Here is a 4858-nt window from a genome sequence, read left to right on the forward strand (position 1 = left end):
CGTGCCGCTGCTGGAAACGGGCGCGCCGGTGGCGCGCTGGCTGCGCCACCAACTGCAGGAACGCGGCCTGCTGAGGGAGCACGGTCCGGGCGGCCTGCGCTTGCAGACTACCGGCGACGCGTCCGCGCTGGCGCAGCAGGCCAGCCTGCTGCTGGGCACGGCAATGACGGCGGAGACGGTGCCCGACGCGTGGCGGGGAACTTCCTCCCCTTGATCTGACGCATCGCCGGGGCGCCGCCAGCGGGGCGAATGTGGGATACAGTGGAACGCACGCCCCCCAACGGTTCGCAAGGAGACGCTCATGAAACGCATCCTGATTCCCGTCGATGGTTCGGAACCCGCCCTGAACGCGGTCAAGGCGCTGCTCGACGCGCGCCGCTACGATCCCGTCGAACGCGTGGACCTGCTGACGGTCCAGATTCCCTTGAAGGCCGGCGCGTTCGGCAGCGGCCTGTCGCAGGAAGAGATCGACGCCTATCACCAGGAAGAGGGCGAGGCCGCGGTGGAGGCCGCTCGCGTCCTGCTGACGCAGGCCGGCGTGCCGTTCGAGACCCACATCCAGGCCGGCGCAGCCGCCGAGACGATCGCGCGGGTGGCCGAAGAAACCGGCGCAAATGAAATCTTCATGGGGACACGGGGTCTCGGATCCGTGTCGGCGCTTTTCATGGGGTCGGTCGCCACAGGCGTGCTGTCCCTGACCGAACTGCCGGTCACGCTGGTCAAGTAAGGAGCCGCCATGCTGAATATCCTTGTTCCCGTCGACGGCTCCGAAAACGCCGACCGCGCCGTCGCGTACGCCCGCCGCCTCGCGCAGGGCGCCAAATCGGCGCGCATCCATCTCATCAACATCCAGACACCGCCACGCGGACGCGCCGGGGTGTCGCGCCTGATCACGCAGGACATGATCAATGACTTCTACGCCCGCGAAGGCCGCGAAGCGTCCGAGGAAGCGCGCAAGCAGCTGGATTCGGCCGGCGTGGACTACGTCAGTCATGTGGTCTTCGGCAACGCTCCGGCGGAGATCGCGGGTTATGCGCTGGACCATGGCTGCGCGCGCATCGTCATGGGCACGCGCGGCAATGGCAAGCTGACCAACATCCTGATCGGGTCGGTCGCCAATCAGGTCGTGCAGTTGGCGCACGTGCCGGTCACGCTGGTGAAGTAGGCGCGCGTCATGCCTACCCTGCGCATCCTGCCAGCGGCCGTCCTGGCGTTGACGCTGCTCAGCGCCTGCGGCGAGGTTGCCAAACTGCCCGTCGAAGCGGGCATGGGTTCTGATCCCCAACTGCCGCCGCCCAACACCACGCTCATTCCCACGGTGAACACGGCCAAGGCCGTGGGCTGGCAGGACGGCGCGCAGCCAACGCCCGCCGCCGGCCTTGCCGTCACCGCCTACGCCAGCGGACTGGACCACCCGCGATGGCTGTATGTGCTGCCCAACGGCGATGTGCTGGTCGCCGAGACCAACGCGCCGCCTAAGCCCGAGGACGCGCCGGGCGGCATCAAGGCGTGGGCCACGGGGTTGGTGATGAAGCGGGCCGGCGCCAAGACCGTCAGCGCAAACCGCATCACGTTGCTGCGCGACGCCAATCACGACGGCGTCGCCGAAACGCGGACCGTCCTGCTGCAAGACCTGAATTCACCGTTCGGCATGGCGCTCGTTGGCAACCATCTTTATGTCGCGAATGCGGATGCCGTCGTGCGCTTTCCCTTTACGCCGGGGCAGACGCACATCACCGCCCCCGCCGAGAAGGTCTCCGACCTGCCGGCGGGCCTGAACCATCACTGGACCAAGAACCTCATCGCCAGCCCGGACGGGTCGCGGCTGTACGTGTCCGTCGGATCGAACAGCAACGTGGGCGAAAACGGCATGGACATCGAGGAGGGCCGCGCCGCCATCTGGGAGCTGGACGTGGCCAGCGGCCAGAAGCGCCTCTTCGCCACAGGGCTGCGTAATCCGGTCGGCATGGCCTGGGGGCCGGACGGCAAGACGCTGTGGACGGCGGTCAACGAACGCGATGAACTGGGCAGCGACCTCGTTCCCGACTACATGACCTCTGTGCGCGACGGCGGCTTCTATGGCTGGCCGTACAGCTATTTCGGCCAGCACGTCGATACGCGTGTGACGCCGCCGCGGCCGGATCTCGTGGCGCAGGCCATCGTGCCCGATTACGCGCTGGGCCCGCACACCGCCTCGTTGGGCCTGGCCTGGTCGGGCGGCGCCAAGTTGCCGGCGCCCTTCGTCCACGGCATGTTCGTCGGCCAGCACGGGTCTTGGAACCGCGATCCGCGCAGCGGCTACAAGGTGATCTTCGTGCCCTTCGACCAGAACCAGCCCGCCGGTCCCGCCCTGGACGTGCTGACCGGATTTCTCAATGACGCCGGCCAGGCGCAGGGCCGTCCGGTGGGCGTCGCCATCGACGCGCAGGGCAGTCTGCTGGTGGCGGACGACGTGGGCAACGTGATCTGGCGCGTGGGGTCCAAGCCGTAGCCGTCAGCGTCCGGCGTCTTGGGCCGCACGCCCGCCGGCCCCTACAATGGCCGCTCCCGAATTCCAGACTGGAGCGAGCATGAGCACGGAAAAAGTGGCGATCCTCACGGCGGCCGGCAGCGGCATGGGTGCGGCGGCGGCGCGCAAGCTGGCGGCGGACGGCTACCGCGTGGCCATCCTGTCCTCGTCCGGCAAGGGCGCGGCGCTGGCGCAGGAACTGGGCGGCCTGGGTGTCACCGGCTCGAACCGCTCGACCGAAGACCTGTCCCGCCTGGTTGAAGCCACCCTGCAGAAGTGGGGCCGCGTCGATGCGGTGGTCAACAGCGCCGGCCACGGTCCCAAGGGCCCGCTGCTGGAGATCAGCGACGACGACTGGCACCTGGGCATGGAGTTCTACCTGCTGAACGTCGTGCGCATCACGCGCCTGGTCGCGCCGGTGATGAAGCAGCAGCAGTCCGGCGCCATCGTCAACATTTCCACCTACGCCACCTTCGAGCCGGAAGCGCTGTTTCCCACGTCGGGCGTGTTCCGCGCGGGCCTGGCCGCCTTCACCAAAGTCTTCACCGACGAATACGCGCAGCACAACGTGCGCATGAACAACGTGCTGCCCGGCTTCATCGACAGCCTGCCCGAAAAGGAAGACCGCCGCGTGCGCATTCCGATGGGCCGCTACGGCACGGCGCAGGAAGTGGCGGACCTGATCGCGTTCCTGGCCTCCGATGCGTCGTCCTACATCACCGGCCAGAACATCCGCATCGACGGCGGCATCACGCGCTCCGTGTGACGCGTTCCGTGTGACGCCTGCGTGACGCGACATATCCGTCTCATCTCATGCGTTTGGTGTAGTCCCTCGTCCGAATGACGGTATTGAAGGCCCCGCCGGGCTTTTAGTACCGTAGGTTTTTGCATTCGACGAGGTGCCCGGCGCATGACCGCTACGCCGTCAGCGGCTGCGCAGCAGTCCGCATCCCCTACCCCCGGCCAGGCTTCGCGCTTTCTGGCGCAGGCGACGTTCGGCCCCACGCCGGCCGACATCGACGCCGTCGTGCGCGGCGGCTACGCGGCGTGGCTGGACGCGCAGCTGGCGATGCCGCCGTCGCAGACGCACTTCGACTGGCTGCTGCAAAAGAACCGGAACACCGAGGCCTTCAAGGGCAACGGCATCAACGCGCCGCTGGAATCGACGTTGTGGCGCAAGTTCATCAGCGCGCCCGACCAGGTGCGCACGCGGGTCGCGTTTTCGCTGTCGGAGATCTTCGTCGTCGGCGTCTCGTCCATCACGGCATCATGGCCGCTTTTCGGCGCGGCGGGCTTCATGGACCTCTTGGCCAAGCACGCGCTGGGCAACTACCAGGACCTGCTGACCGCCGTGACGCAGAACCTGTCGATGGGCTGCATGCTGACCTATCGCGGCAACCGCAAGGAAGATCCCAAGACCGGCCGCCACCCCGACGAAAACTATGCGCGCGAGGTGATGCAGCTGTTCAGCATCGGCCTGCTGGTGCTTGACCAGGACGGCACGGTGAAGATGGTGAACGGCGCGCCCGTCGAAACCTACACCAATGCGGACGTGCAGGGGCTGGCCAAGGTCTTCACGGGCTGGGACATCAACGGGCCGGAGACGAACGTGGAGTTTCATCGCCGCCCCATGGCGCTGAACAACGCGTTGCACTCGATGTCGGAAAAGCGCTTCCTGGGCGCGGTCATCCCGCCTGGCACGGACGGCCACCTGTCGCTCAAGCGCGCCATGGAGGTCATCAGCGCCCATCCCAATGTCGGGCCTTTCATCGGCATGCAGCTCATCCAGCGCATGGTCACCAGCAATCCCAGCCCCGCGTATGTCGGCCGGGTGTCGGCCGTGTTCGACGACGACGGCACGGGCCAGCGCGGCAACCTGAAGGCCGTGGTGCGCGCCATCCTGCTGGACCCCGAGGCGCGCCAGCCGGACCTGTCTTCGCCCCATTGGGGCAAGGTGCGCGAGCCCATCCTGCGCTTCTCGGGCTGGGCCCGCGCGTTCGGGGCCACCTCCACCAACGGCGAATGGGCGATGCCGGACACCACGGACAACACGATCCGGTTGGCGCAAAGCCCCATGCGGTCGGCCACGGTGTTCAACTTCTTCCGCCCCCGCTACGTGCCGCCGGTCACCGAACTGGCCCGCCGCCATCTGGTAGCCCCCGAACTGCAGATTACGGACGAGACCAGCATTGCGGGCTATCTGAATTTCCTGGCGATCTACGCGGACCGCGGCTGGGAGGATCTGCAGACGAGCTATACGCCCGAGATCGCGCTGGCCAAGGATCCTGAAGCACTCGTGGCGCGCGTCGTGCTGCTGCTGGCGGGCGACGCCTTCAGCGCGCGCACGGC

General features: G+C 67.5%; 5 protein-coding genes and 1 pseudogene. All 6 read left to right on the forward strand.

Features of this window, described 5'->3' with window-relative positions:
• Nucleotides 1-214 (forward strand): annotated as a pseudogene (locus tag B3446_RS04890) (glutamate racemase); the annotation flags it as partial.
• Between the two features lie 87 nt (nt 215-301).
• Complete coding sequence (locus tag B3446_RS04895) at nt 302-727, forward strand: universal stress protein (RefSeq protein WP_191576077.1); 426 nt, start codon at nt 302-304, stop codon at nt 725-727.
• 9 nt (nt 728-736) lie between these two features.
• Entirely contained in the window at nt 737-1165 is a 429-nt protein-coding gene (locus tag B3446_RS04900; RefSeq protein ID WP_291378073.1) for a universal stress protein, read from the forward strand.
• A gap of 9 nt (nt 1166-1174) precedes the next feature.
• On the forward strand, nt 1175-2491 hold the full coding sequence (locus B3446_RS04905) for a PQQ-dependent sugar dehydrogenase (RefSeq protein WP_291378075.1): 1317 nt from the start codon (nt 1175-1177) through the stop codon (nt 2489-2491).
• A 79-nt stretch (nt 2492-2570) separates the two neighbouring features.
• The gene (locus tag B3446_RS04910; protein WP_175124487.1) at nt 2571-3275 is read left to right on the forward strand and encodes an SDR family oxidoreductase; all 705 of its coding nucleotides are present in this window, start codon (nt 2571-2573) and stop codon (nt 3273-3275) included.
• Nucleotides 3276-3419: 144 nt separating this feature from the next.
• Nucleotides 3420-4858, forward strand: a 1439-nt coding sequence (locus tag B3446_RS04915; RefSeq protein ID WP_291378077.1) for a DUF1800 domain-containing protein, incomplete at its 3' end; no start/stop codon positions are given.

This window comes from Achromobacter sp. UBA5777 (assembly GCF_002418565.1).
Classification (GTDB): domain Bacteria; phylum Pseudomonadota; class Gammaproteobacteria; order Burkholderiales; family Burkholderiaceae_B; genus Achromobacter; species Achromobacter animicus.

What these genes read in the sequence shown, in the direction of transcription:
- B3446_RS04900 (WP_291378073.1), top strand. Translation starts at nt 737, where the DNA reads ATGCTGAATATCCTTGTTCCCGTCGACGGCTCCGAAAACGCCGACCGC.
- B3446_RS04905 (WP_291378075.1), top strand. Translation starts at nt 1,175, where the DNA reads ATGCCTACCCTGCGCATCCTGCCAGCGGCCGTCCTGGCGTTGACGCTG.
- B3446_RS04895 (WP_191576077.1), top strand. Translation starts at nt 302, where the DNA reads ATGAAACGCATCCTGATTCCCGTCGATGGTTCGGAACCCGCCCTGAAC.
- B3446_RS04910 (WP_175124487.1), top strand. Translation starts at nt 2,571, where the DNA reads ATGAGCACGGAAAAAGTGGCGATCCTCACGGCGGCCGGCAGCGGCATG.